A 22,941-nucleotide genomic window follows, 5' to 3' on the forward strand; every position below is an offset into this window, starting at 1 on the left:
TGGGCAGGCCCGGGTCGGGTCCTGCGGTGGATCGGGGCGCGGACCACGCACTCTCCTCGCAGACCCGCCGAAACGCTACCCGAGCAGGCGCGCCCTCGTCCGCCGGACCAGGACCAGCGCGACGGCCCCCGCGCTCACGAGCCCGCCGAGCAGGACCGCCGCCGCGGGAACGGCGGCGCCCGGGGAGCCGGGCAGGGTCAGCAGCGCCCACGCGGGCGGCAGGAGCAGCAGCGGAGACCACCAGAGCCCGGGCAGCACCCAGACCAGCACCGGCACGAGAACGGACACGGCCGCGGCCCCCTTGACCACGACCAGGGCCTCGACCTTGTTGCTCGCGAACGCCACGGCGGTCAGCACCACCAGGGGTGCGAACAGTGCGGCGAGCACCACCGCGACGACCAGGTCCGACGACATCGCCGGGCCCAGACCGGAGACGGGAACGGCGATCGCCAGCCCGGTCAGGGTGAGAAGGAGGGCCGTCCCCACCCGGAACCCGAAGTAGGCGGTCAGGGACAGCGGAGTGACCCGCAGCACCAGCAGGGCGCGGTCGTCGGCGTCCTCGGTCACACGCAGCGCCACCACCGCTCCGACCATCACCGGGACGTGCAGCAGGACCAGCGCGCCGAACACGGCGGGGGCGTGCGGGGCGAGATCGAAACCATGGGTGGACCGCAGGTACTCGACCAGCGCCGGACAGGCCCACCGGAGGGCCAGCGCCAGGGGCAGCGGGGCAAGGGCCACGGCCAACAGCAGGGGATCGCGTCGCGCACCGGCGAGTTCGTACCGGGCGAGGCTCACGACCGGGTGGAGCACCCTTCCGGGTCCGACCGGGCGTGGGCGCACCCGCGCGGACCGGCGGGCGAACCGCCGACGCGGGCCGCGGTCGGCGATCGGCACGCCCTCCCCGGTCCCCCGCCCCCCGCGGAGTACCGTCCCCTCACCGGTGACGGTGGTCCGTCGGGCCGCCCACCAGCAGAGGGCCACCGCACACCCCACCGCGTACAACACCGCCGCCCACCAGGCGGGCCCCTCCGGGAGACCTGCCTGCCCGGTCAGGCCGCGGCTGATCAGCTCGGCGCCCGCCGTGGTGGGCACGGCCCACAGCAGCGGGCTCTGGACCGCGCCGGACAGGTGCAGCACCGGGACCGCGACGAGCGGGGCGATGGCCGGGGCCGCGGCGAGCAGGGCGCCCTGGAAGGTACGGGTGAGCGCGCCCAGCCCCAGACACACGGCCACCAGCAGGACCGAGGTCAGTGCGACCCCGGTCACGGCGTATCCGAGCGCGCCCCACAGCCGCCCCGCCGGTGCGGTCACCACGACCATGGGGACCGCCATGGCGACGACCGGGAGGGTCAGCGTGCCCACCCGCACGAGCGCGGCCTCCCCCGGGCTGACGGGGGTGACCGCCCGGGCGGCGTCGGTGCCCTCGACCCGCTCGAACATGAGCAGTGCGACGGCGAACAGCGCCCCGAACCCGGCCGTGTCCAGGAACAGGAGGTAGGGGACCAGAACCTGCGCGCCCTGCGAGGGCAGGGCCAGCAGCAAGCCGGTCCAGAGCACGGCGAGGACGGCGGCGATCGCCACGACCCCGTACCGCCACACCACCTTCGCCTCCAGCGCGAACGTGCCGACGAGCCGGTTCACAGCCGGACCCTGGTGACCGCGGCGAAGACGTCGTCGAGCGTGGCCTCACGTGTGTGCAGGGTCGTGACCGCGCCCGAGGCCACGAGGCCGGACAGCTCACCGCCGGCTCCCAGCTCCGAGAGGTCGAAGGTGCGCCGGAGTGGTCGCCCGCCGGTCACGTACTCGGCCACGACGCCGGGGCGGCCGTAGCGGCGGCGGAAGCCGTCCGGGGTGTCGACGGCGGCGATCCGTCCGTCGACCACGAAGGCGAGCCGGTCGCACAGGTCCTCGGCGGTGCGCATGTCGTGGGTGGTGAGGAAGACGGTGGCGCCCCGGTCCGCCTCGGCCCGGATGACCTCGCGCAACCGTGCCGCGCGCACGGGGTCCTGGCCCGACGTGGGTTCGTCCAGGAAAAGCAGCCGGGGGCGGTTGAGCAGGGCCCGGGCCAGACTCAAGCGCATCCTCATCCCCTTGGAGAAGGCGCTCAGCCGCTGGTCCGAGGCCTCCCCCAGGTCGACGCGGTCCAGCAGTTCGGCGGGGTCCGCGACGGGTCCGCGGTAGAGGGAGGCGAACACCTCCAGGTTCTCCCTCGCGGTCAGGCGGGTGAACTCGGCGGGCAGCTCGAACCCCACGCCGATCCGCTCGTAGTAGTCCCTGCCCCATTCCGGCAGCGAGCGGCCGAGCACGCTCACGCGGCCTTCGTAGCCGCGCAGCAGCCGGGTCAGAACGCGTTGGACCGTGGACTTGCCCGCGCCCGAGGGACCGAGGAAGCCGAAGATCTCCCCTGCCCCCACGGTGAAGTCCATCCGCCGCACCGCGTCCTCGTCCGCCCCGCGGTAGCGCACACGCAGATCCCTCACGGAGACGGCGTCGTCGGTGCCGGTGCTCTCAGCCATCCCGGACTCCAGGTGTCTCGAGTACGTCGAAGGCCTGGTCCATGAGGGCGGGCAGGTCGCTCTCGCCGCCCTCCTCGACCCAGACGGTGATGGCGGTGGTGAGCGCGGCGGTGCAGGCGGAGGCGACGACACGGGCGGCGAGGGGTGGCGCACCGGCCTCTTCCGGTTCGCTGAGCCCCCGCTCGAAGGCGGCCCGTGATCCGCTCATGCTCTCCCCGATACGCGCACGCAGGGCCGGGGTGGTCAGCAGCAGCCGGGAGCGCAGCAGCAGGGCCTCCCGTTCCTGCGCGTAGACGGCGGGCACCGCGCTCATCACCGCGTCCCGCACACGGCGCACCGGGGACTTCCCGGCGGGTTGGGCGCGTACCAGCTCCTCGAGCATCGGGTCGTAGTCGTCGCGCAGGACCACGTCCTCCTTGGCCGGGAAGTAGCGGAAGAACGTCATGTGCGAGACGCCCGCCTCGGCCGCGATCCGCGCGACGGTCGTGTCCTCGTATCCGTGCTCGGCGAACAGCCGGAACGCCGCCTCCCTCAGTGCGTTTCGGGTGCGTTCCCTCTTCTGCTCACGCCAGTGCGCCATGTACCCCGAGCCGATTCGTGTTAGTTGATAACAAGTTACTTTCTAACATTAACCGCCCGAACCCTTCCCGTAAACCGCCGGGAGGGGGCGACCCGCCCCCGGGGCATCACGAGACCCGAAAAGTGACTACTCATACGTGTAGTTTGCTACATGTCCATGTAGTATCGCGGCATGGACTCCGCACGACCCGAACCCGATCCCGACCTCACCGGGCGCGCCCGCGTCCGCGACGCCGCGCTGAAGGTCTTCGCCGAACACGGCTTCAAGGGCGCCACCGTCCAGCTCATCTCCGCCGAGGCGGGCGTCTCCACCGGCCTGATCCGCCACCACTTCGGCTCCAAGGAAGGGCTGCGCGCCGCCTGCGACGCCCACGCCATCGGCACCCTTCTCGACCAGGCCCGCCGGGCCCTGGAAGAGGAGGCCTCCGCTCCCGGATTCGCCACCTCGATGTACCGGTCGAGCCAGGCGAGCACCCGCTATCTGGCGCGCGCCCTGGTGGAGGGGTCGGCCGCGGCCGACGAGCTCTTCGAGGCCGGCGCGGACCTCGCCGAACGCTTCCTGTCCGAACGGTGGCCCGACCGGTTCCCGCCCGGTTCCCCGGCCCTCAGGGACGCCGCCGCGGTCATGGGCACCATGCACCTGGGCCCTCTCGTCCTGCACACGCACCTGGCCCGGCGGATGGGGGCCGACACCCTGGACCCCGAGCACGCCCCCCGGGTGGGAACCGCCATCGCCGCCCTGTACACGTCCATGGCCGACTTCCTCGCCGACACCCAGGGACGGAGAATCACCGACGCCCTGGGCGGGCACGGCACCGGGGCGACCACGGAACCGCTTCCCCCCGAGGGAGAACAGCCATGAACAGCGCCGCCGTCGAGATCACCGGACTCGTCAAACGCTTCGGCACCACAACCGCCCTGGACCACCTCGACCTACTCGTGGGCACCGGGGAGGTGCACGGCTTCCTCGGCCCCAACGGGGCGGGGAAGACCACCGCCCTGCGCATCCTGCTCGGCCTGACCCGCGCCGACGCCGGCACCGTCCGCCTGCTCGGCGGTGACCCGTGGCGCGAGGCGGCCGAACTCCACCACCGCCTGGCCTACGTGCCCGGTGACGTCACCCTCTGGCCGGGTCTGTCCGGCGGCGAGATCCTGGACCTGCTGGGCCGGATCCGTGGCGGCACCGACCCCCGGCGCCGCGCCGAACTCACGGACCGCTTCGACCTGGACCCGCGGACCAGGGGGCGCGCCTACTCCAAGGGCAACCGGCAGAAGGTCGCACTGGTGGCGGCGCTGGCCGCCGACACGGAACTGCTGGTACTGGACGAACCCACCTCCGGCCTGGATCCGCTCATGGAGGCGGTGTTCCGGCAGACCGTCGCCGAGGAGCGGGACCGGGGGCGCACCGTCCTGCTCTCCAGCCACATCCTGTCCGAGGTCGAGGCCCTCTGCGACCGGGTGAGCATCATCCGAGCCGGTCGCACGGTGGAGAGCGGGACCCTGGCCGAACTGCGCCACCTGTCCCGGATCGACGTCACCGCCGAACTCACCGGCCCCCCGGACGGGATCGCCGACCTGCCCGGGGTGCACGAGGTGACGGTGGAGGGCACCCGCGTGCGCCTGCAGGCCGACCCCGACGCCCTCGACGCGCTGTGCTCCCGTCTCGCCAGGGCCGGTATGCGCGATCTCACCGCCGGACCGCCCTCCCTGGAGGAGCTGTTCCTGCGCCACTACGCCGCGGACACCCCTGCCGGCACCGTCGCCGAGGGGGCCCGGTGAGCGCCCCCGCGGCCCCTGGCGCCCCCGCCCGACCGCTCCGAGGCCGGTCGGCCCGGCGGCCCGGTGCGGCTTCGGGCGCGGGCCACCTGGTCCGGTCGGCCCTGCGCCGGGACCGGGCTCTGATCGCGGTCTGGGCGGCTGTCACCGTCGGCGTCGTCCTGGGCGGGGTGGCGGCGGCCGAGACCACCTACCCCACGGCCCAGGACCGACAGGACCGGTGGGAACAGCTCCAGAGCGTGCCGATGTTCGTGCTGTTCCAGTCCAGGGCCTTCGCCGACACCGCCGAGGCCCTGGCGGTGCAGCAGGCCTTCGCGGGCGGCACCATGTGCGCGGCGCTGGGCGCGATCCTGCTGGTCGTACGGGGCACCCGGGCGGAGGAGTCCTCCGGGCGCCGGGAGCTCCTGGGCGGGCTGCCGCTGGGGCGGCACGCCGACCTGGCCGCGGCGCTGGCCGTCGCCCTGGGCTCGGGTGCCGCCCTCGGGGCGCTGATCGCCTGCGGGCTGATCGTGTCCGGGATGCCGGTCGCCGGTTCCGTGGCCCTCGGCCTGGTCACCGCCATGGCGGTGTGGACAGGGGCGGGGACGGCCGCTCTCGCCGCCCAGCTCACCTCGGGCCCCGGCCGGGCGGTGGGTCTGGCCTTCGGCGCGTTCTACCTCCTGCACCTGATCCGGGGGTTGGGCGCGATGGCGGGCGGGGACGCCCTCCGGTTGACCTGGGTGACGCCCCAGGGGTCGTGGGAGAACCTGCGCTCCTTCGCCGACGAGCAGTGGTGGGCGCTGCTCCCCGCACTGATCTGGATCGTGCTGACCGTGGCCGCGGCCTTCGCCCTGGCCGACCGCCGCGACCTGGGAGCGGGCCTGCTGCCGCAGCGCCCCGGTCGGGTGCGCGGAGCCGGCTGGCTGCGGTCGGTACCGGCACTGACGTGGCGGTTGGACCGCGTCCCGCTGGCCGGCTGGGCGGTGGCGGTCGCCGTGACGGGGCTGGCGATGGGGTACGTCGGGGCCGGTGCGATGGCCGAGTACGCCGACATGCCGTGGGTCCGGGGCATGGGCGCCGAGCTGGGAGTGGCACCCGCCGACACCTTCTTCACCTACGTCGTCTTCGTGTTCGTCTTCCCCGTCGCCGCGCAGGCGCTGTTCACGGCCCTGCGGATCCGCCGGGAGGAGACCTCGGGAACAGCCGAGCTGCTGTTGTCCGGCCCGACCGGACGGACCGCCTGGGCGCTGGCACACGCGGGCGCGGCACTGGCCGCCCCCGTGGCGCTGTTGGCGGTCCTGGGCGTGTCCGTCGGCCTGGGGTCCGGACTCGGCGGAGGACAGCTGTGGGCCGACGTCGCGCGGTTCACCGGGTTGACCCTGTCCCTGGCCCCGGCCGTGTGGGTCGTGGTCGGAGTGGCCGTCCTGGCCCAGGGGCTGGTGCCGCGCCTGAGCACGGCGGTCGGGTGGACGGCGCTCGGTGCGGGCATCGTGACCGAGATCGCGGTGAAGACCGGCCTGATCCCGGAGCTGCTGTTCCTGCTGCTGTCACCCTTCGCGCACGTCAACCCCTATTACCAGGGGTCGGTGATCACCTATCCCGCGCTCACGGCGCTGGCCGCCGCGCTCGTGGCCGCCGGGGTGTGGGCGCTGCGCCGAAGGGACCTGCCCGTCTGAGGCGGGCGCGGACGGCCCCGCGCTGCCGTCCGAGGTGGGGGCGAGGCTCCCGCGCCCGCCCCCGGGCTCTCCCCGCGCGGCCGGGGGACCTGTGCGGGCGGTCCCGGGACTCCCCGGGGTCAGACGTCGGCCTGGCGGACCAGATCGGCGACCTCACCGGAGGACTCGTAGGGGGCCAGGTGCCCGGCGCCCTCCAGGACGTGCAGGTCGGTGTCCAGGAACCGGCGGGCGGGGCCGTGCAGGCGGGCCGGTGAGAAGAACACGTCGTCCGAACCGGTCGCCACGGTGACGTTCTTCTTCTGCCAGGCCAGCAGCGACTCGGTGGGCAGCGGCCCCGGGGCCAGGCTGGTCCGGCAGTACTTGCCCACCATCGTCATCCACCCGGCGAACGGGTGGGCGGGGTGACGGAAGTCGGGCCCGCTCATGAAGTTGAGCAGCCTGGTGCTCTTGTCCTCCCGGGGTCCGATCATCCACGGCAGCGTCACACGCATCAGCTCGGGTGGGGCGGCGGCGCTGGTCAGACCGGCCGGAGCGATCAGAACCATCCCCTTGACCAGGGAGCACGGTTTCGAGGCCAGGGCGACGGCCGCGCCCAGGGAGTGGCCGAGGACGATCGCGGGGCGGTCCACCAGCAAGGGGAGCACTTCGTCGAACCACGCGCCGTACGCCTCCGCGCGGTGTCCCTTGGGTCGGAGCCCGCAGCTGAGCCCCGGCTGGCCGGGCAGGTCCACCAGGACGACGTCACGCTCCGCCGTCATGTCGGAGGCGGGCGAGGCGCTGAGCGCGCTGTTGAAGTTGGTACCGCTGAGCACCACCACCGGCGCCTCGGAGCCGCCGGGCATCCGGAAAGCGCGGGTCGGTCCGATCGCCGTGCTGATCTCCGGCAGGGAGGTCAGGTCCGGATACTCGTCGAGCCGTTCCCGGCACCATCCCCGGACGGTTCTCTCTGCGAGTTCTGAGCGGTATACGCGCGCGCCGTGGAGAGCGGTCTCCGGCATCGGGCACCTGGTTTCGGGTAGGGATGAGCAGTTCGCCGACCAGCCTTCCCGGCACACCTGACCCGCACTCTACGCCTGTACGCCAGGTCAGGCCAACCAGCGGAAACTTCAACGAACCGGACGGCGGCAACGGATTATTTTACCTGTTCAGGGACTATATTGACCGGAGCCCCTTGACGTCGGTGCCGATTTCTCCCCGCTGGGAGAACATGGCCGGAACTGGACATATACACCAGCATCGACGAACATGGGCGCGGCGCCACAAGCGCTACAGGTGTGCCGGGAAGACTGGTCGGCGTCCCTACGACCCATGTCCGGAGCACACCGCATGACCAAGACCGTCACCACCCCTTCGCGCGCGCTGCGCCGAAGCCGCTTCGGTGAGCGCCACAAGCTCCCGATCGGAAACCGCCGTCCGCACGGCACCAACGGCTATACCACATCCTGGGGAACCAACGCGCACGGCGAGCTCAGCTCCTGCCCGCCGGGACCCGGTTGACGGCGTCCGTCCGACGCTGTCCCGAAACCACTCCTCATCCGTTGTCGCCGCGCGCACCGCACCGGCCGCCCCCGGGCCGCCGTGCTTCTCAGCCTGCGCGGCGCAAAGCCGTGAAAGGACAGTGGCGTGGTGCTGCTGCTTCTGATGATCGTGCTCGCCGTGACCGTGGCGTGCACACCGTTACTAGACCGATTGCTGGGCCGGAACGCCGGTTGGCCCATCTCCGCTGTCTTCCTCGGCCTGACCCTGCTGGTGGCCCTCCAGGCCCCCCAGGTCCTGGGGGCCGGTGAGCCCCTGGAGTTCTCCCGGCCGTGGATGCCGCAGATCGGTGTCGACCTCCACCTGCGCATGGACGGCCTCGGCTGGCTGTTCACCATGCTGGTCACCGGCATCGGCTCGCTGATCATGGCGTACTCGACCCGGTACTTCCCGCCGGGTCGCAGGCTCGGCTTCTACTTCCTGATGTCCCTCTTCGCCATGGCGATGACGGGCCTGGTCCTGGCCGACGACGTGGTGCTGCTCTTCGTGTTCTGGGAGCTCACGACGATCGCGTCGTTCTACCTCATCGGACTGTCCGGGGTCTCGGCCGACCGACCGGCGATCCGCACGTTCCTGCTCACCGCCATGGGCGGACTCGCCCTGCTCGCGGCGGTCGTGCTGCTCATCGTACGCACCGGAACCAGCCGGCTCAGCGTGATCCTGGCGGACACGTCCTGGACCCAGGACACCGGGTTCACCTCGTTGGTCGCGGTACTGGTCGCCACCGCCGTGTTCACCAAGTCGGCGCAGTTCCCGTTCCACTACTGGCTGCCCGACGCCATGGCGGCGAGCACCCCGGTCAGTGCCTACCTGCACGCGGCCGCGATGGTCAAGGCCGGGATCTACCTGGCCATGCGGTTCACCCCCGCCTTCGGCGACCTGCTGCTGTGGAACACCCTGCTGATCACCCTGGGTCTGACCACGGCCGTGATCGGCGCGGTCTTCGCCCTGCAACAGCACGACCTCAAGAGGCTCGCGGCCTTCTCCACCGTCAGCCAGCTCGGCTTCCTCGTCGCGGTGATCGGCGTGGGCACCCCCGCCGCCCTGGTCGCGGCGGCCGTGCACACCGTCGCGCACGCCCTGTTCAAGTCCGCGCTGTTCATGGTGGTCGGCCTGGTCGACATCCAGACCGGCACCCGCGACCTGCGCCGACTCGGCGGCCTGCGCAAGCGGATGCCGGTCACCGCGACCGTCGCCGCGTTGTCCGCCCTGTCCATGGCGGGCATCCCGCCGCTGCTCGGCTTCATCAGCAAGGAGAACCTCTTCGAGTCCCTGATCCACGCGCCCGGACCGGCGTGGTTCGGGCCGGTGGCCGGGATCGTGGCGGTCGGTGCCGCCGCGTTCACCTTCGCGTACTCGTTCCGGTTCGTCTACGGGGCCTTCTGGGGGCAGCCCCGGGGCGAGGACGAGGAGAGCACCGCGACCGAGGCGCGCTCCAGCTTCTGGCTCCCGGCGATCACCGCCTCCCTCGGCGGTCTGCTGCTCGGCCTGACCGTCCCGGCACTGGACCCGCTGGTCAACGAGGTGGCCCTGAACGCCACGCACCAGAGCGCGGACGCGCACCTGCTGCTGTGGCACGGGTTCAACGCGGCCCTCGGCATGTCGGCCCTGGCCATCGGCCTGGGCGCGCTGCTGTCCTGGCGGAGCCGCTCCGGTGAGGCCCTCGCCGGCCGCGACCTCGTCCCGGTCACCGGCGTGGGGGTCTTCGAGGCGCTCTACGACGGGGTCATCCGGGCGGGCAAGCGGACCGGCGACCTCACCCGGACCGACTCCCCCGCGTTCCACCTGGGAGCACCGACGATCGTCATGGTCGTGCTCGCCGCGGTGGTCGCGGTGGCCGGCCTGGGCCTTCCGCCGGTGGCCGGACAGACCGCCCTGGGCCTCGACTGGCTGCTCGTGGGCCTAATGGCCGTGGCCGTCGGCTCCGCGGTGGTCACCCGCTCCCGTATGGCGGGTCTGGCACTGGTGGGTGTCGCCGGTTTCACCGTCGCCCTCTGGCTGTTCTTCCTGGGCGCCTTCGACGTCGCCCTCACCCAGCTGCTGGTGGAGATCCTGACGGTGGTCATCGCGGTACTCGTACTGCGCCGCCTCCCCGAGAAGTTCCACACGGTGAAGCGCAGCCGCACCGTCCTGACCGCCGCCATCGCGATCGGCGCCGGCCTCAGCACGGGAGCGGCCGCCTACGCCCTGACCGGCCGCCGGGAGATCTCCGCCGCCGGCGAGTACTTCCTGAGCAACGCTCCCGACGACACCGGTGGCACCAACGTGGTCAACACGATCCTGGTGGACTACCGCGCCCTGGACACCTTCGGTGAACTGGTGGTGCTGGGCGTGGCCGGGCTGATCATCATCGCGGTGCTGCACTCCAGCGGCCTGCTGCCGGTGCACGCCTCCCGCCGGGTCACGGTGGCCGAGTCCAACGCCGCCTACTCGGCGAACGACAACACCGTGCTGATGCGCACGGTCGGCCGCTTCCTGATGCCGCTCCTGGTCCTGTGGTCCATGTACCTGCTGCTGCGAGGACACAACGAGCCGGGCGGCGGCTTCATCGCCGGACTCGTGGGCGGATCGGGCTTCGCACTGCTCTACCTGGCCGCCTCGAGCGACACCAGGGCACGCATCCGGCTCGCCTACCCCGCCATCATCGCGGCGGGCGTCCTGGTCGCCGCGTTCTCCGGGTTCCTCGGCTACGCCGACGGATCGTTCCTCAAGCCGCTGCACGCCGAGATCCCGCTGGCCTGGGGCGGATACTTCCACTTCACCACCGCGCTCATCTTCGACGTGGGCGTCTACCTGGCGGTGGTGGGCGTCCTGCTCACCGCGCTCAACGAGCTCGGCCTCGACCAGGGGTCGGGAAGGAGAGCCAAGCCCAGGGAGGCCGACGCGGAACAACACCCGCCGGCCCTGTCGTCCGACGAGGACACGTCCGCCCTGGACGGCTCCACCACCGGAGGTAACCGATGACCCTCGCCATCACCATCGGCATCATGGTCGCCGGGGGCGTCTACCTGATGCTCCAGCGCGGCATGGTGCGCATCGTGTTCGGCCTCATCCTGGTGGGGCACGCCGTCAACCTGCTGATCATGTCGGCGGGCGGCGTGGGCCGCCGGGACCTGCCGCTGCTCCAGTTCGGTACCGCGCTCACCGCGGGTGACCCGCTTCCGCAGGCGTTCGTGCTGACCGCGATCGTGATCGCCTTCTCCATCGCGATCTACATGCTCACACTCGCCGCCTCCGGCAGCGACGACGACACCGAGGACGCCTCATGAACACCTCGCTGCTCCCTCTCTTCGTCGCCGTCCCACTGGTCGCCGCCGGGGCGCTGATCGTCCCGAAGGGCCCCCTGTGGGTGCGCCGGGCCCTGCTGCTCGCGCCCAGCGCGGCGGCACTGCTCGCCGCCACCTGGCTGCTCTGGCTCACCCGGGACGGGGCCGTGTTCGCCCACAACGTGGGGCTGTGGCAGGACGGCATCGCGATCCCGTTCGTCGTCGACGTCTTCAGCGCCCTGATGCTGTGGACCACCTCGCTCCTGGCGCTGGTGTGCTCGGTCTTCGCCATAGCCACCGGGGACGACCGGCAGCCCTTCTTCGCCACCCTGGTCCTGGTGCTGACAGCGGGTGTCTCCGGTGCCCTGCTCACCGGCGACATCTTCAACATGTTCGTGTTCATCGAGGTCATGCTGTTGCCCTCGTACGGGCTGTTGGCGATGCTCGGCGTCCTGGGGCGCCTGCGGGGCGGGCGGATCTACGTCACCGTCAACCTGCTGACGTCCACCATCTTCCTCGCCGGCGTCGCACTGGTCTACGCCGCCGCCGGAACCGTACACCTCGGTGAACTGGCCGGCTCCGCCAAGGAGAACCCGACGGTCGCGGTCGGCATGGGCGTGGTCATCCTCGCCCTGTCGATCAAGGCGGCCGTCGTCCCGGTGCACGGCTGGCTGACCCGTACCTATCCCGCCGCCTCACCCGCCGTCACGGCACTGTTCTCCGGCCTGCACACCAAGGTGGCGATCTACGCGATCTACCGCCTGTACGCGCTGGTCTTCGACGGGGACGCGAAGTTCCTGTGGATCGGCGTGGTGGCGTTCACCCTCACCATGCTCATCGGGGTGATGGGCGCGGTCGGCGAGAACACCACCCGTTCCATCCTCGTCTTCCACATGATCAGCCAGATCGGCTACATCCTGCTCGGGGTCGCCCTGTTCACGGAGTTCGGTCTCATGGCGGGCATCTTCTACCTCATCCACCACATGATCGTGAAGGCGTCCCTCTTCCTGTCGACCGGAGCGATCGAGCACACCTACGGGACCGGCGCACTGGACCGGTTGGGCGGTATCGCCAAGCGGGAGCCGCTGCTGGCCCTGGTGTTCATGGGTGCGGCTCTCTCCCTGGCCGGTCTCCCGCCGTTCTCCGGGTTCGTCGCGAAGCTGACCCTGGTGATGGCGGCCGTGGAGGACGCCCAGTGGACCGCTGTGGCCGTGATGATCGCGGTCAGCCTGATCACCCTCATGTCCATGCTGAAGATCTGGGGAGGGGTGTTCTGGGGCCAGGAGCCGCCACCGGACGACCGCGGCGCACCGGCGAAGGCGGGTGAGAACGGCTCCGTCACCACCGGCACCCGCACTCAGCCGAAGATCCGCACCGCGCTGCTCGTCCCCGGCCTGATCCTGACCGCGACCACCCTGGGCATCGGCCTCGGGGCACAGGTCCTGCTCGACCTGAGCGCACAGGCGGCCGCCGGGCTGTTGGACACTTCCGGATACGTCGAGGCGGTGCTGGGACGATGACCTATCTGATGTGGGCGCTGCGGCTGCTCCGCTTCCCCTTCTACGCGGGCTGGGAGATCATCAGGACCTCCTTCGAGGTGATGCGGGACATCCTCACCCCGGGGAGCTCCACGAACCCTGCCTTCGTCGAGGTCCCGGTCCGGTGCCGGACCGACCTCGAGTTCACGTTGCTGGCCAACCTGATCTCGCTGACCCCGGGCACGGTGACGGTGGCCGTGCGGCAGGAGCCCGCCGCCCTGTGGGTCCACGGCCTGTACGTGGAGGACCGGGAGTCCTTCCGGCAGGACATCCGAACGATGGAGGACCGTGTTCTCGCGGTCACCCGCCCGACGGGCTCCCCCGAGAGCGCCCCGGGCGAAGGAGGACGTCACTGATGCAGCTCATCGACATCGGCCTGGCCGCGATCGTCGTGGCCATGGCCATCGCCGCGTACCGCATCCTCACCGGACCGTCCGCGGCCGACCGGGGCGCCGCCTCCGACGTGGTCTTCTTCGGCTTCGTGGGGCTGGTCGCCATGCTCGGCTACCGGCTGGAGACCGAACTGGTCGTGGACATCGTCCTGGTGGCCGCACTGGTCGGCTTCCTCGCCGCACTGTCCCTGGCCCGACTGATCACCGGAGGTAAGCGATGAACGCCCTGGACATCGCGGGAGTCGCCTGCATGATCGCGGGGGCCGTGGTCTTCCTGGTCGGTGCCATCGGCCTGATCCGCCTCCGGGACTTCTACGCGCGGCTGAGCGGGGTGAGCATCGCGGGCGGCCTGGGAACCGCCCTCCTGCTCCTCGGGCTGCTGTTGCACTACCCGTCCGTGGAGAACGCGGTCAAGATCGGGCTGGCCCTGCTCATCCAGCTGGCCACCGCGGCGGTCGGCGGCAACGCGATCGCCCGTGCCGGTTACCTGACCGGGGTCGAACCCGCCGACAACACGAAATTCGACGATCTGGCAGCCACCGAGAAGGACTCGTAGACACGCCGGTGGTTCCGACGGGGCCCCGCCCTCCGCGTGAGCGGACGGCGGGGCCCGTCTCGTTCCGACAGGCCCCACGCAGGCGGGAAACCGCACCCCAACGCGTTTTGGCGGTCAGTCGTTACCACGATTTACGGTGCCTTGTGACACACGATATTTCATCCCCGGATCGAAAATCCTGTGCTAGATTCTAAGAAGTTGCAGTCGTGATACCCGTTGATTTTGCTTCGTTTCGGGTGATCACCGCGGTGACGGGAAAATCGTCAGACCGCGGTTTTCTTCTTATGCTCCCGAACGAGAGGTACATCTATGGCTACCGGCAAAGTCAAGTGGTTCAACGGCGACAAGGGCTTCGGCTTCATCGAGCAGGACGGCGGCGGCGCTGACGTCTTCGCCCACTACTCGGCCATCCAGGCCAACGGCTACCGCGAGCTCGCGGAAGGCCAGGCCGTCGAGTTCGACGTCACCCAGGGTGCCAAGGGTCTCCAGGCTGAGAACATCAACCTGATCTGACCGAACACGCCCTAAGGCTGTTCAAGCGGCAGGGGCCCGCCCGCAAGGCGCAGGGCCCCTGTCCGTTTTGCTGTTTTTCAGGACCGGTTTTCTGGCCGTCGCTCACCGACAGGCGCCGGTTCGTCCGCCACGACCCCGGGTTTTCTCCGTGTGGGCCGTGGATCTCGAAGTATTTTCTTCGACGCACACCCGGTGCCACACGCCGAAGCCCCGCTGCGGGCTTCTCGCCCGGCAAGCGTCGTCGGCGAAAGGTCACATATGAACAACCCTCGTGCCAACACGCGTCGCGGCCGTCCCTCCAGCGGTCCCGCCCCCTACGGCCGTCAGCGCCCCCGTCGTTCCTTCGACGGCCCCCAGCGCGGAGGCGGCTACCAGGGCCGCTCCGGCGGTGGACGCTCCTCCAGCGGTGAGTTCGCGCTTCCCGTCACGGTCAACCCCGGGCTCGACCCGGTCGACAACTTCCAGGACCTGGACATGCCCGCGCCGCTGAAGGCGACGCTGGCCCGCCAGGGTCTGACCACCCCGTCCGCGATCCAGGCGGCCACGCTGCCGAACTCGCTGGCCAAGCGCGACGTCCTGGGCCGCAGCCAGACCGGCTCGGGCAAGACGCTCGCCTTCGGCCTGGCCCTGCTGGCCCGACTCGACGGCCGCAGCGCCGAGGAGCACCGCCCGCTGGCCGTGGTCCTCGCCCCGACCCGCGAGCTCGCCCAGCAGGTCACCGACGCCCTCACGCCCTATGCCCGCTCGGTGCGGGTGCGGATGTCCACCGTGGTGGGCGGCATGCCCATCCACCGCCAGGCCCGCGCCCTGCGCCAGGGTGTCGAGCTGCTCGTCGCCACCCCGGGCCGCCTGCGCGACCTGATGGAGCGCGGCGACTGTGTACTGGACCAGATCGAGGCCGTCGTCCTCGACGAGGCCGACCAGATGACCGACATGGGCTTCATGCCGCAGGTCACCGCGATCCTGGAGCAGGTCCCGGCCGACGGACAGCGCATGCTGTTCTCCGCCACCCTGGACCGGAACGTGGACCAGCTGGTCCGTCGCTTCCTCAAGGACCCGGTCGTCCACTCGGTCGACCCGTCCGAGGGCGCTGTCTCGACCATGGAGCACCACGTCCTGCACGTGGCCCACTCGGACAAGATGGCCACCGCCACCCACATCGCGGCCCGCGACGGCCAGGTCATCATGTTCCTGGACACCAAGCACGCCGTGGACCGGATGGCGCAGCACCTGCTGGACAGCGGCGTCCGGGCAGCCCCGCTGCACGGCGGCCGCTCCCAGCCCCAGCGCACCCGCACCCTCAAGCAGTTCAAGGAGGGCACGGTCACCGCGCTGATCGCCACGAACGTCGCCGCGCGCGGCATCCACGTGGACGGTCTGGACCTGGTCGTGAACATCGACCCGCCCACGGACCACAAGGACTACCTGCACCGCGGCGGCCGTACCGCCCGCGCCGGCGAGTCCGGCAACGTGGTCACCCTCGTGACGCCCAACCAGCGCCGTGAGATGACCCGCCTGATGCACCGCGCGCGGATCGAGGCGCAGATCGCCCAGGTCCAGCCCGAGGACGCGGAGCTGGCCCGCGTGACCGGTGCCCGCACCCCGTCCGGTGTCCCGGTGGCCCTGCCGAGCGAGCCCCGTCGTGAGAACCGTCAGCGCGGCCCGCGCAGCGGCGGTTACGGCGGCTCCCGCGGTGGCGGCTACGGCGGCGGCAGCGGCTTCGGCGGCGGCTCGCGCGGAGGTTCGGCCTCCCGCACGCGTCGTCCGCGCCGCGCCCCGCAGGCCTAGCCTGTAGACACGAGCCCCGCCACCCCCTGTGGGTGGCGGGGCTCCGTCGTGCCCGGCCGGGGGTTCGGAAACACCGGGTCCGGGGCGCCAGGTTCAGGGAGGCACTCTTCAGGGGCGCACGCTTCAGGGGCGCACCAGAACGCGCGCGTACGCGCCCCGGCGCATGAGCTCGAACCCGTCCGTGATCTCCGGCAGCGGGACCGGCGGGGACAGCAGTCGCTCCAGCCCCAGGCCGCCGCCGTGCTCCAGGAGCCAGTCGACACCCCGGACGAAGCTCTCCAGGGTGTAGTTGTGCACCCCGACCACACTGATCCTGCGGGTGACCAGCAGCGCCGGATCGAGCGTGACCGCGGTGGCTCCCGGGCTGACCGAACCGGCGGCGACCAGGCGCCCGCCGACGTCCACCGCGTTCAGGGCTCCGAGGAACGCGTCGGGGTGGCCGGAGGCCTCCACCGCCACGGGATACGGGCCTCCCCCACCTCCCGGGTCCGGGTGCCCGCCCAGGCTCTCCGCCAGCGCCAGGCGCTCCTCGGAGACCTCCCGCACGGCCACCCGGCAGCCCATCCCCGCGAACATGGCGACACAGTAGGCGCCCACCGCCCCCGCGCCCACCACCAGGACGTCCCGCCCGGCCGCCTCCGGCCCGGCAGCGGCGACGATCTCGGCGGCGGTCGCCACCGCACACCCGGCGGAGACCACCAGCGTGTCCTCGTGGCCGTCCGGGACCCGCAGGACGGGAACGCCCGGGAGCAGCCGCACCCGGTCGGCCAGGGTCCCGGTGGCCCGCGGTTCCCGGTCCACCGACTCGTGTCCGTACTTGAGGACCGAACGGCACTTCATGGCGAGTCCGGAGGCGCAGCGGTCACAGGTCCCGCAGGCGGCGTACAGGGCGAAGACCGCCCGGTCGCCCGCCCGCAGCGGAGTCCCCCTCAGGTCACGGGCACCGGGGTCGGCGTCGCGGACCACACCCACCCCCTCGTGTCCGAGGGCCGTACGCGGCGGCGCCGGGCGGTGTCCGAGCACCGTGTGCAGGTCGGAACCGCAGACGGCGGCGGCGAGCACCGTCAGGTCGACCTCGCCCGCCTTCCGGGGAGAGAGCTCGACCCGTTCGATCCCCACCCTCCCGTCGTCGAAGGTCGCGATCGTCGCGAGGTCGGCCCCTCCGCGTGGTTCGGTGTCCAAGGAACCCTCCGTCCGCTGTGCTGGAGGCCCATCGTGGTGGGCGTCGGCCACAGCGCGGTATCCACCGGGTGGCCCTCGGGAGAACGTCCAGCTCAGCGGCGCTCGGCCGGAGCGCCCCTTGTGCACCCGCGCACCGCGCCCTAGACTCCGTGCAAATGTCGGACATCTAGGAGTCAGCCGTGTCGCCCATGACCCAGCCCACCCGGGCCGAGCCCCTGGTCGTCCAGGTCGGCAAACAGTTCCGGGAGCGCATCGCGAACGGCGACTGGCCCGTGCACAGCCGTATCCCCGGGGAGAAGCACCTCGCCGAGGACCTCGGGGTCAGCCGGGGCACCGTCCGCGAGGCGCTGCGCGCGCTCACCATGTCCGGGCTGCTGGAGCCCCGCGTGGGCGACGGCACCTACGTGCGGGCCAGCGACGAGCTCACCGGCCTGCTCCGGCACGGCGGCGGCACCGAACTCGAACACGTGCTGGACGTGCGCGCCGTACTCGAAGTGGCCGCGGCCGAACGCGCCGCGCGTCACCGCACCGACGCCGACCTCGAAGCCATGCGATCGGCCCTGTCACTCCGGGCCGGGGCCGAGCGCGCCGGAGACGTCGACGCCTACGTGAGCGCGGACTCCCGCTTCCACCGGGCCGTGGTCGGGGCCACGGGAAACCCGCTGCTCACCCGGCTCTACGACGCGCTCCGGGAGAACGTGGTGGAGTCCATCCGCCGCACCACCTCCCTTCCGGAGGAGGGAGACCTGAACGACCTGCACGAAGGCCTGCTGGCGGCGATCGAGGCCCGCTCCCCCGAGCGCGCCCGTGCCATCGCGGTGGAGCTCGCGGACGAACTGGGCTTCATCAGCGCCGTGGTCGACGCCCCCTCGGACGGGACCGAATGAGCACCCCCGTCCGGGCCGTCTCCCGATCCCGCTCCCGGAACCGGCTGGTCCCGGCGCTGGCCCTGGTCTCCCTCCTCCTGGTCAGCTCCAGCCTGCGCCCCGCGCTGACCTCGGTCGGCCCGGTCCTGGAACGGATCGGCACCACCACCGGCCTGTCCGACAGCGCTCTGGGCCTGCTGACCGCGCTCCCCCTGCTCGGCTTCGCCCTCTTCTCCTCGATCGTCCACGGGCCGGCCGCGCGCTGGGGTGTGGACCGCGTGCTCCTGGCCGCCCTCGCCGTCCTGGCGGCCGGGATCGCGATCCGCTCCCTGCCCGCGCTGCCCGCGCTGTGGATCGGCACCGCGATGATCGGCGCCGGTGTGGCCTTCGGCAACGTACTGGTCCCGGTGATCCTGCGGCGCGACCACCCGGGACGGATCGCCCTGTTCACCGGGCTTTCCACCTCGGTGATGACCGGCTTCGCCGCCCTCGGCGCCGGACTCGCGGTACCGCTCGCCGCGGCTCTGGGCGGTTGGCGGATGTCGCTCGGCCTCTGGGCCGTGCCCGTGGTGGTCGCCTTCCTGGTCTGGGCGGCCCGGACCCGCTGGGCCCCCTCGCCCGCGCCCGTCACCTCGGCCGCCGGCGCACCCGCCGAACCCGTCGGCTCGGTGTGGCGCTCGGCGACCGCCTGGCAGGTCACCGCGTTCATGGGGCTGCAGTCGACCGCCTACTTCACGCTGATCAACTGGCTGCCCTCCGTCGAGGCGTCCCGGGGCGTGAACCCGCAGACCGCCGGTTGGCACCTGTTCGCGTTCCAGGTCGCCGGGGTGGCGGCCGGGTTGGCGATCAGCGCGCTGATGGGTCGGCGCGCGGAGCAGCGCCCGGCCTGCCTCGCCGTGAGCCTGGCCATCCTGGTGGCCATGGCCGGACTCCTGTGGGTCCCGCAGTGGGGCGTCCTGTGGATCATGCTCGCCGGGGTCGGCACGGGAAGTTCCATCGTGGTCGCGCTGTCCCTGATCGCCCTGCGCGGCCGGAGCCAGTCGGAGACCACCCGCCTCTCGGGTATGGCCCAGTCCATGGGCTACCTCCTCGCCGCCGGCGGCCCCATCGCGGCCGGCGCCCTCCTCCAGCTCACCGGGTCCCCGGACCTGGTGCTGGTGCTGGTCGGCGCCCTGGCCCTGGTCCAGGCGGTGGTCGCCTTCTGGGCGGGCCGGGACCGGAGGGCCTGACTCCCCGGCGCCGAAGACCCCGCTGTGGGGCGGGGCCTTCGGCGTCAGGGGTGACGAGGAGGCAGCTAGGCCCTGTTTTTCTGGATGCTTTCGCTCGTGTCGGCGGAGCCGACATCGATGCGAGCGGCCGTCTCCCCTACTGTGCATTGCTTCGCAAGCTCAGCAGTTTCGCACAGCGGGGGCCCGCCTGGGTTTGGCTGTCCGAGTGATATCGGCGCAGCGAGAGGCCGCCTGGTGGTCGCGAGCGCGGAATGATCCAAAAACAGGGCCTAGCCGTCCGCCCAGGTGGTCAGGCCGTGGCGGTAGGCGTAGACCGCCGCCTGCACCCGGCTCCGCACCCCCAGCTTGGCCAGGATCCGGGCCACGTGGACCTTGGCCGTGCCGTGGGTGATGCCCAGCTCCCCGGCGATCCGGGCGTTGCTGCGGCCCCTGGCCACCAGCACCAGCACCTCCCGTTCGCGGGACGTCAGCTCCTCGACCAGCCGCGGCGGTGTGCGCGGCGAGGTCCTCGCGAACCGCTCCACCAGGCGCGGTGTGACCCTCGGATCGATCACCCCCTGGCCGGAGGCCGCCGCCCGCACCGCCTCCACGTACAGCTCCGGTTCGCTCTCCTTGAGCAGGAACCCCACCGCCCCCGCCTGGAGCGCGCCGAACAGGTACTCGTCGGTGTCGAACGTGGTCAGCATGACCGTCGGCGGCGAAGGTGAGAGTCCCGACAGTTCCCGGGCCGCCTCGACTCCGTCCATGCCGGGCATCCGGATGTCGGTGAGCACCGCGTCCGGGTGCAGACGGCGCGCCAGGGACACCAGCTCCCGGCCGTTCGCGGCCGCCCCCACCACCTCCACGTCCTCGACCGGCCGGAACAGCAGCCGCAGCCCCTCACGGGCGGCTGGCTGGTCGTCGGCGATCAGCAGTCGGATCATCCGTCCCCTCCCTGCTTCGCGTGTTCTCCGCTGTTCCGGGACCGGCCGCACCGTCCGCCCGGACACCCTCCGCTGGGAGCACGGCCCGCACCCGCCAGCCCCGCCCGGGGCGGTTCCCCGCCTCCAGGACGCCGCCCAGCTCACCGACGCGCTCCCGCATCCCCGCCAGACCGCGCCCGCCGGAACCCTCCGCCGCCACGATGCGCCATCCGTCGTCCTCCACCATGACCGTCAGCGCGTCGGCCGTGCGCGTCAGCCTCACCCGGACCCGCCGCGCCGACGAATGCCGCAGCACGTTGCCCAGGGACTCCTGGACGATCCGGTACGCGTCCGCTTCCACTCGCTCGGACAGGCCCTCCCCGACCCCCTCGGACATCACCAGCTCCACGTGTACCCCCGTGCCTTCCAGAGCCGACGCCAAGGACGCAAGGTCCGCCAGCCCCGTGCCCGGCACCGCCCCGGTCAGCCGGTCCTCGCGCAGAGCCTCCAGCAGTTCACGCACCTCCCGCACCGCGCGGCCGGACAGATCCGCGACCGACCCGAGCACGGCGACCGCTTCTGGGTCCCGGCCCGCCAGGGCCTGCCGACCACCGACCGCCAGCAACCGGATCGCGCTGAGGTGGTGACCGGCGATGTCGTGCACCTCGCGGGCGATCCGCTCCCTCTCGCGTAGCCGCTCATACTCGAACGCGTTGCGCGCCTCGCGCCGAACCCCCTCGGCGCGGTCGGCCCGCAGCCGCCACACGTACCCCGCCAGGACGGGGATGAGGACGGGCAGCGTCCCCAGGGCGAAGCCCACGAAGTTCCCGGTCACGGACGCGGCTGGGGCGGACGGGTCCCCCGACCACTCGACCATCCCGTTGGTGTCAGGGAAGAGAATCACCTGGGAGGCAGACCAACACGCGACCCCCGCCGCGGCCAGCACCGGTACCGCACCGGGGCGCCGGTAGGCCGCGGACGCCGCGGCGAGCATGGCGGCGAACACGGGGCTGCCGTAGCCCACGGTCACGTACGAGACGAACGAGAGGGCTCCGGTCGCCAGAACCACCGTCAACGGGAACCGCCGCCGCAGCACCAGAGGGGCGCAGGCGAGCAGCACGACCGTGTGGGAGAGCCACCCCGCCTCGGCGCTGCCCTCGATGGGAGCGAGCTCCAAGACCACCAGCCCCACCAGTACCGCCACCACCCCGTCGCGCACCGGGACGGGGAGCCACCGCCATCGCCACCGCCTCCGCGCGAACGTTTCGCCCGCCTCTGCCGCACCCATCCGTCCATAGTGCGGCACGGCGCACGGTGTCCGCGTCCGCCGAAAGGCGTACGGGTGACGGCGGGGCTCGGAGGGTCAGAGGCGTACGGGCAACGGGCGGGGCGCGGAGGTCGAAGAAGCCCGGCCCTATACCCTTCGGCGGATGCCCCGGCGGGCGAAACCCCGGGACCATACGCCCATGGACACAACCACACGACCGCCCGCGCCCCCGCGCATACCGCTCCTGGACGTGCTGCGCGGGTTCGCCATCCTGGGCACACTCGCCATGAACATCTGGCTCTTCGGCTATCCCGAATCAGGCGGCTACGGCCCCGTCGCCGAAGGGCTGCGGAGCATGTTCATCGACGGCAAGTTCTTCGCGATGCTCACCCTGCTGTTCGGCGTCGGCCTGGCCATCCAGTACCGGGCCGCGGCCGAACGTGGTCACTCCCGGCCGAGCAAGCAGATCTGGCGCGCCCTCCTCCTGCTGGTCGAGGGGGCTCTGCACGTCGTCCTCCTGTTCGCCTGGGACGTGCTCATGGGCTACGCGATCACGGCGCTGCTGGTGGTCTACGTCCTCGGCCTCTCCGAGCGGACGCGCTCGGCCGTCATGTGGACCGCTTTGGGCCTCCACCTCACCTTCATAGGTTCGGTGACGGCGCTCACCACCCTGTTCTTCCCCGTCGTTCACAGTCAGAGCCCCCCGATGCAGACCGAGAAGGGCCGGCTGTACCTGGAAGGGAGCTACGCCGACCAGGTCCTGTACCGGGCGACGGACTTTCTGGACTCCCGGGTGACGGTGCTCCATACCTTTCCCCTGATGGTGTTCCTCTTCCTGTTCGGTGTGCGCCTGTACCGGGCCGGAGCGTTCGGAGACGACCGGGCCGGTCGGGCCCTGCGGTCCCGGATGACGGTCTGGGGCCTGGGGCTGGGTCTGCCGCTCAACGCGCTGCCCACCGTCTGGCCCGACGACTCCCTGTTCCTGATCGGGAACCGCGTCTTCGCCGTGGTGCTGATGCTGGGGTACGTGGGACTCGTGGGACTGCTGATGGACCGGGTACGGCGAACCGGGCTGGTCACGGTCTCCCTGACCGCCGTGGGCAGGACGGCGCTCAGCTGCTACATCCTCCAGAACCTCCTGGCCTCGGTGCTCTTCTACGACTGGGGCCTGGGCCTGGCCGCTCACGCGCACCACGCGAGCTGGATAGTGGCCGCCTGGGCGGGGATCAGCCTGGTGCTGGTCGCGGGTTCGCGCTGGTGGCTGTCGCGTTTCGCGCGGGGGCCGATGGAGCTGCTCCAGGCCCGGATCCTGGCCCGGGTCACCGAGCGCAGGCCCGCCTCCGGCCCGCCCCCTGTCAGGATGTGAGGCGCTCAGCG

The 22,941-nt window shown here is 71.7% G+C and carries 22 protein-coding genes; 15 read left to right on the top strand and 7 right to left on the bottom strand.

Annotated features, from left to right (window positions below; genetic code table 11):
* Positions 1–75: 75 nt before the first annotated feature.
* Genes D458_RS0115795 through D458_RS33595 form a run of 3 tightly spaced genes read right to left on the bottom strand, consistent with a single transcriptional unit; the run spans position 76 to position 3,099 of the window.
* Entirely contained in the window at positions 76–1,644 is a 1,569-nt protein-coding gene (locus D458_RS0115795) for a fluoroquinolone export ABC transporter permease subunit (protein ID WP_017587722.1), read from the bottom strand.
* Entirely contained in the window at positions 1,641–2,519 is an 879-nt protein-coding gene (locus D458_RS0115800; RefSeq protein WP_017587723.1) for an ABC transporter ATP-binding protein, read from the bottom strand. Before D458_RS0115800 ends, D458_RS0115795 begins: the two co-directional genes overlap by 4 nt.
* Entirely contained in the window at positions 2,512–3,099 is a 588-nt protein-coding gene (locus D458_RS33595; protein ID WP_017587724.1) for a TetR family transcriptional regulator, read from the bottom strand. Before D458_RS33595 ends, D458_RS0115800 begins: the two co-directional genes overlap by 8 nt.
* A 171-nt stretch (positions 3,100–3,270) precedes the next feature.
* Between D458_RS33595 and D458_RS0115810 the strand changes: the two genes are divergently transcribed.
* Genes D458_RS0115810 through D458_RS0115820 form a run of 3 tightly spaced genes read left to right on the top strand, consistent with a single transcriptional unit; the run spans position 3,271 to position 6,529 of the window.
* The gene (locus D458_RS0115810) at positions 3,271–3,960 is read left to right on the top strand and encodes a TetR/AcrR family transcriptional regulator (protein ID WP_017587725.1); all 690 of its coding nucleotides are present in this window, start codon (positions 3,271–3,273) and stop codon (positions 3,958–3,960) included.
* Positions 3,957–4,877: an ABC transporter ATP-binding protein gene (locus tag D458_RS0115815; protein ID WP_017587726.1), complete on the top strand. Its 921-nt coding sequence runs from the start codon at positions 3,957–3,959 to the stop codon at positions 4,875–4,877. Before D458_RS0115810 ends, D458_RS0115815 begins: the two co-directional genes overlap by 4 nt.
* Complete coding sequence (locus tag D458_RS0115820) at positions 4,874–6,529, top strand: hypothetical protein (protein WP_017587727.1); 1,656 nt, start codon at positions 4,874–4,876, stop codon at positions 6,527–6,529. Before D458_RS0115815 ends, D458_RS0115820 begins: the two co-directional genes overlap by 4 nt.
* A 119-nt stretch (positions 6,530–6,648) precedes the next feature.
* On the opposite strand, the gene D458_RS0115825 is transcribed toward D458_RS0115820, so the two are convergent.
* Positions 6,649–7,527 carry an alpha/beta fold hydrolase gene (locus D458_RS0115825; protein WP_017587728.1) on the bottom strand — a complete coding sequence of 293 codons (879 nt, stop codon included), beginning with the start codon at positions 7,525–7,527 and terminating at the stop codon, positions 6,649–6,651.
* 328 nt (positions 7,528–7,855) lie between these two features.
* Between D458_RS0115825 and D458_RS37005 the strand changes: the two genes are divergently transcribed.
* The 9 genes from D458_RS37005 to D458_RS0115870 all read left to right on the top strand — a co-directional run bounded on the left by D458_RS37005 (position 7,856) and on the right by D458_RS0115870 (position 16,118).
* Positions 7,856–8,026, top strand: coding sequence for a hypothetical protein (locus D458_RS37005; protein WP_017587729.1), 171 nt, complete (start codon positions 7,856–7,858; stop codon positions 8,024–8,026).
* Positions 8,027–8,152: 126 nt separating this feature from the next.
* Positions 8,153–11,029 (top strand): DUF4040 family protein, encoded by a 2,877-nt coding sequence (locus D458_RS0115835; RefSeq protein WP_017587730.1) that lies wholly within the window; start codon positions 8,153–8,155, stop codon positions 11,027–11,029.
* The gene (locus tag D458_RS0115840; RefSeq protein WP_017587731.1) at positions 11,026–11,334 is read left to right on the top strand and encodes a sodium:proton antiporter; all 309 of its coding nucleotides are present in this window, start codon (positions 11,026–11,028) and stop codon (positions 11,332–11,334) included. Before D458_RS0115835 ends, D458_RS0115840 begins: the two co-directional genes overlap by 4 nt.
* Entirely contained in the window at positions 11,331–12,851 is a 1,521-nt protein-coding gene (locus D458_RS0115845) for a monovalent cation/H+ antiporter subunit D family protein (protein WP_017587732.1), read from the top strand. The genes D458_RS0115840 and D458_RS0115845 overlap by 4 nt, the downstream gene beginning before the upstream one ends.
* A complete protein-coding gene (locus D458_RS0115850) occupies positions 12,848–13,225 on the top strand; it encodes a Na+/H+ antiporter subunit E (RefSeq protein WP_017587733.1) in 378 nt (125 codons plus the stop codon). Before D458_RS0115845 ends, D458_RS0115850 begins: the two co-directional genes overlap by 4 nt.
* Positions 13,225–13,482, top strand: a complete 258-nt coding sequence (locus tag D458_RS0115855) for a monovalent cation/H+ antiporter complex subunit F (RefSeq protein WP_017587734.1) — start codon at positions 13,225–13,227, stop codon at positions 13,480–13,482. Before D458_RS0115850 ends, D458_RS0115855 begins: the two co-directional genes overlap by 1 nt.
* Entirely contained in the window at positions 13,479–13,817 is a 339-nt protein-coding gene (gene mnhG / locus D458_RS0115860; protein ID WP_017587735.1) for a monovalent cation/H(+) antiporter subunit G, read from the top strand. The genes D458_RS0115855 and mnhG overlap by 4 nt, the downstream gene beginning before the upstream one ends.
* Before the next feature lie 309 nt (positions 13,818–14,126).
* Positions 14,127–14,330, top strand: a complete 204-nt coding sequence (locus D458_RS0115865) for a cold-shock protein (protein WP_017587736.1) — start codon at positions 14,127–14,129, stop codon at positions 14,328–14,330.
* Positions 14,331–14,588: 258 nt separating this feature from the next.
* The gene (locus D458_RS0115870; protein WP_017587737.1) at positions 14,589–16,118 is read left to right on the top strand and encodes a DEAD/DEAH box helicase; all 1,530 of its coding nucleotides are present in this window, start codon (positions 14,589–14,591) and stop codon (positions 16,116–16,118) included.
* 123 nt (positions 16,119–16,241) lie between these two features.
* Here the strand turns inward: D458_RS0115870 and D458_RS0115875 are convergent, their stop codons facing one another.
* Complete coding sequence (locus D458_RS0115875; protein WP_017587738.1) at positions 16,242–17,300, bottom strand: alcohol dehydrogenase catalytic domain-containing protein; 1,059 nt, start codon at positions 17,298–17,300, stop codon at positions 16,242–16,244.
* A 188-nt stretch (positions 17,301–17,488) separates the two neighbouring features.
* On the opposite strand from D458_RS0115875, the gene D458_RS0115880 reads away from it, so the two are divergent.
* Together D458_RS0115880 and D458_RS0115885 are read left to right on the top strand one after the other, a co-directional pair.
* A complete protein-coding gene (locus D458_RS0115880) occupies positions 17,489–18,187 on the top strand; it encodes a FadR/GntR family transcriptional regulator (RefSeq protein WP_017587739.1) in 699 nt (232 codons plus the stop codon).
* Positions 18,184–19,395: an MFS transporter gene (locus tag D458_RS0115885; RefSeq protein WP_017587740.1), complete on the top strand. Its 1,212-nt coding sequence runs from the start codon at positions 18,184–18,186 to the stop codon at positions 19,393–19,395. The genes D458_RS0115880 and D458_RS0115885 overlap by 4 nt, the downstream gene beginning before the upstream one ends.
* Before the next feature lie 269 nt (positions 19,396–19,664).
* Here the strand turns inward: D458_RS0115885 and D458_RS0115890 are convergent, their stop codons facing one another.
* Together D458_RS0115890 and D458_RS0115895 are read right to left on the bottom strand one after the other, a co-directional pair.
* On the bottom strand, positions 19,665–20,318 hold the full coding sequence (locus tag D458_RS0115890) for a response regulator (protein WP_017587741.1): 654 nt from the start codon (positions 20,316–20,318) through the stop codon (positions 19,665–19,667).
* Positions 20,275–21,585, bottom strand: coding sequence for a sensor histidine kinase (locus D458_RS0115895; protein ID WP_239647966.1), 1,311 nt, complete (start codon positions 21,583–21,585; stop codon positions 20,275–20,277). The genes D458_RS0115890 and D458_RS0115895 overlap by 44 nt, the downstream gene beginning before the upstream one ends.
* A gap of 178 nt (positions 21,586–21,763) precedes the next feature.
* Between D458_RS0115895 and D458_RS0115900 the strand changes: the two genes are divergently transcribed.
* A complete protein-coding gene (locus tag D458_RS0115900) occupies positions 21,764–22,930 on the top strand; it encodes a DUF418 domain-containing protein (protein WP_026119345.1) in 1,167 nt (388 codons plus the stop codon).
* The last annotated feature ends 11 nt before the right edge of the window (positions 22,931–22,941 follow it).

Source organism: Nocardiopsis ganjiahuensis DSM 45031 (assembly GCF_000341085.1).
GTDB classification, from domain to species: Bacteria; Actinomycetota; Actinomycetes; order Streptosporangiales; family Streptosporangiaceae; genus Nocardiopsis; species Nocardiopsis ganjiahuensis.

Bases quoted from the DNA above. Each gene is read 5' to 3' on its own strand.
- D458_RS0115885 (WP_017587740.1), top strand. From the start codon at position 18,184: ATGAGCACCCCCGTCCGGGCCGTCTCCCGATCCCGCTCCCGGAACCGG.
- D458_RS0115880 (WP_017587739.1), top strand. From the start codon at position 17,489: ATGACCCAGCCCACCCGGGCCGAGCCCCTGGTCGTCCAGGTCGGCAAA.
- D458_RS0115855 (WP_017587734.1), top strand. From the start codon at position 13,225: ATGCAGCTCATCGACATCGGCCTGGCCGCGATCGTCGTGGCCATGGCC.
- D458_RS0115890 (WP_017587741.1), bottom strand. From the start codon at position 20,318: ATGATCCGACTGCTGATCGCCGACGACCAGCCAGCCGCCCGTGAGGGG.
- D458_RS0115870 (WP_017587737.1), top strand. From the start codon at position 14,589: ATGAACAACCCTCGTGCCAACACGCGTCGCGGCCGTCCCTCCAGCGGT.
- D458_RS37005 (WP_017587729.1), top strand. From the start codon at position 7,856: ATGACCAAGACCGTCACCACCCCTTCGCGCGCGCTGCGCCGAAGCCGC.
- D458_RS0115900 (WP_026119345.1), top strand. From the start codon at position 21,764: ATGGACACAACCACACGACCGCCCGCGCCCCCGCGCATACCGCTCCTG.
- D458_RS0115825 (WP_017587728.1), bottom strand. From the start codon at position 7,527: ATGCCGGAGACCGCTCTCCACGGCGCGCGCGTATACCGCTCAGAACTC.
- D458_RS0115840 (WP_017587731.1), top strand. From the start codon at position 11,026: ATGACCCTCGCCATCACCATCGGCATCATGGTCGCCGGGGGCGTCTAC.
- D458_RS0115850 (WP_017587733.1), top strand. From the start codon at position 12,848: ATGACCTATCTGATGTGGGCGCTGCGGCTGCTCCGCTTCCCCTTCTAC.
- D458_RS0115800 (WP_017587723.1), bottom strand. From the start codon at position 2,519: ATGGCTGAGAGCACCGGCACCGACGACGCCGTCTCCGTGAGGGATCTG.
- D458_RS0115810 (WP_017587725.1), top strand. From the start codon at position 3,271: ATGGACTCCGCACGACCCGAACCCGATCCCGACCTCACCGGGCGCGCC.
- D458_RS33595 (WP_017587724.1), bottom strand. From the start codon at position 3,099: ATGGCGCACTGGCGTGAGCAGAAGAGGGAACGCACCCGAAACGCACTG.
- D458_RS0115895 (WP_239647966.1), bottom strand. From the start codon at position 21,585: ATGGGTGCGGCAGAGGCGGGCGAAACGTTCGCGCGGAGGCGGTGGCGA.
- D458_RS0115845 (WP_017587732.1), top strand. From the start codon at position 11,331: ATGAACACCTCGCTGCTCCCTCTCTTCGTCGCCGTCCCACTGGTCGCC.
- D458_RS0115865 (WP_017587736.1), top strand. From the start codon at position 14,127: ATGGCTACCGGCAAAGTCAAGTGGTTCAACGGCGACAAGGGCTTCGGC.
- mnhG (WP_017587735.1), top strand. From the start codon at position 13,479: ATGAACGCCCTGGACATCGCGGGAGTCGCCTGCATGATCGCGGGGGCC.
- D458_RS0115815 (WP_017587726.1), top strand. From the start codon at position 3,957: ATGAACAGCGCCGCCGTCGAGATCACCGGACTCGTCAAACGCTTCGGC.